This is a genomic window from Arsukibacterium sp., assembly GCF_036735525.1.
In the GTDB taxonomy this organism is placed as follows: domain Bacteria; phylum Pseudomonadota; class Gammaproteobacteria; order Enterobacterales; family Alteromonadaceae; genus Alishewanella.
Genome location: NZ_DAINOE010000193.1, coordinates 1 through 2,224 on the forward strand (window position 1 = coordinate 1; position 2,224 = coordinate 2,224).

Annotated in this window: 2 protein-coding genes; both read right to left on the reverse strand. The window is 43.6% G+C overall.

Going from position 1 to position 2,224, the window contains the following annotated elements:
• Positions 1–23: 23 nt before the first annotated feature.
• Entirely contained in the window at positions 24–740 is a 717-nt protein-coding gene (locus V7D78_RS17180; protein WP_333609672.1) for a CHASE domain-containing protein, read from the reverse strand.
• A gap of 584 nt (positions 741–1,324) precedes the next feature.
• Entirely contained in the window at positions 1,325–1,819 is a 495-nt protein-coding gene (locus V7D78_RS17185) for a prepilin-type N-terminal cleavage/methylation domain-containing protein (RefSeq protein ID WP_333609673.1), read from the reverse strand.
• Positions 1,820–2,224: the final 405 nt, after the last annotated feature.

Sequence of the window (2,224 nt, forward strand, 5' to 3'; positions counted from 1 at the left end):
CCCCAATCAACTAACATTTTATTTTAACTACAGAATTTCTGGGGATACCTCAGGTCAAGTAGGCTATTGTGGCGATAAATAGGCACATACATCAAAAAACCGGCCTGTTGCCGACCATGCGTTTCCTGCACCAAAGTGACTTTAGCACTGATACTGGTGGCGTTCTCTGCTACTGCGCGCTGCATGGCTGCGCGTCTGGTGGGCTCTGAGTACATATCATAGCCAAAAGCTGCTAAATTTCTGCCGGTAAACGGCTCGAGGTATGTAATGGCAGAATAAATATCACGCTGCCCTTGGGGCCTGACCTGATAATCGGCAAAGCCTTCTGCTCTGATTGCGGCTTCATGAGCAGCAAGCTGGCTGGCTGGAAAAACTTTCGTATATCCTACGCCCTGAATGCCGGGATAACGTTCCGACAGCGATAAACCATTTACAAAATCCCGCCATTGTTGTCGGCTAACCTCCTGGTTTACTCTTTTTAGCGACGCGGCACTGAGCAAAATAAGCTCATGATCCTGAAGCCGCTTTTCAATATTTTCTACAATATCTTCAGCATGAAGATTAAATGCATTTTCCGCGCTGGCTTGATTAAGCTGATTTAAGTTATGGCTGGCTAACCCGGTAAAACATAAGCCCAAAACCAAACTCGCCCAGGCAATGATGCTACCACGATTAAACAATAACGTTTTGTATGCATCTTCAGTATTAGTGCGCGCTTTATGTGTAATTTTATCGTTCATCCTGCACCTGCAATTGAATATATAAGAGCGTGCTACCGCCCTCGGCATCGCGATAATCTGCCTCACCCTGCATCTGCTGGCAAATTTCCCGGGCAATGGCCAGGCCTAAGCCAGCACAAGCTGGCTCTCAGCTTCATTATCCGGAGTGGGGGATTTAAATTTCCTGACCAGAAGCGATTAGTACGCAATTTTTTTATTCGCCTGCTTAAGCTTTTTTAGCCGCAGTTTGGCTTTGTTTTGTTGTTTCAGGCAAAAGCCTATTTTCAATAAAACGAAAATCTCTTGAAATATATAGAGTAAAAAAACAGTAATTACCATTTTTTAAAAATTAAAACTGCGGAATAACAACGAACTATGGCCAAAAAGCTACTAGATAACGAACACGCCAGATTAGCTGCATTTTTGGACTAAACCATCGCCGGCACAATAATTTATAAGTCTTCTACAACATCAGGTTTTAAAGTGATTGTTGAAACATACAGAGCCCACATAGGTTGACGCGGAAAAATCGGGTTGATAATAGTACAACTCGTTGCGCTGCCACTTGGCAATAAAGTTGACAAATTTAACCTGTAGGAAAGAAGTTAACAATTGCTACTAAATACCTCAACAGTAGGGGGCGTGTTAACGGCTGCCGCTCTGATATAACGCAGACGGCAATTGTTATTGCTAGTTTCTACGCCAGCTGGTCGAAAGTTACGCTGTGTTCCTGTGCTACCGGTTACAACAAAACCTGACAGGTCCAACGCACGGTCTATGCCAGCAGCAGTTGCATTAGGATAACCAAAGTGGGTATTAATATATTCACCGGCAGCACAACTACGTTTAGCGCAAACCTGAGTTTGGTTTGAATTATCGGCAGGCAGACGAATATCACAAACGGGGTCGAGTTGACATTTATAAAAAACCAAGCTGATTGAGCTGTCAACAGCCCCTTTTAATCCTTGCAGCGTTGCCGCTCGGGCATCATTGCTAAAATTCAAAAATAGCGGTGCCGCAGTAACGGCCAGCACACCCAAAATCACAATGACAATAATTAACTCTATCAAGGTAAAACCAGCGCCTTTGTTTGTCGGCATGCTGCCATGGTACAAATGGTTTCTTCTCACAGCAGGGGCAACAACTTTCTGTCTATACATCGATAAAACTTATTGGAAAATAGGTTACTAGGGCTAGCTTACACAGAGGACAGGGCTGAAGCAAAAAAAACTGAGAAGCGGGGCAAAACAACCAAGGTTCACGAATAACATCGTTATTGACTCCGCGCTTACTAAGAGCTGATCAATTTTAATACTATTGACAGGAAAATCTTTCACCTATGCCAAAGAATAATGCCCAGAAACCTTTAAAGGCAGCCAGCCAAGCTACTGCCGCCTTATCGGTATAATAAGGCTGCTTCATTGGAACTGTTAGTGTCCTTTCGTTAAGACCGTATTATGTAACCAACGGCTGTTGCTGATATCTTTTGCTTTTAAAGGTTTGCT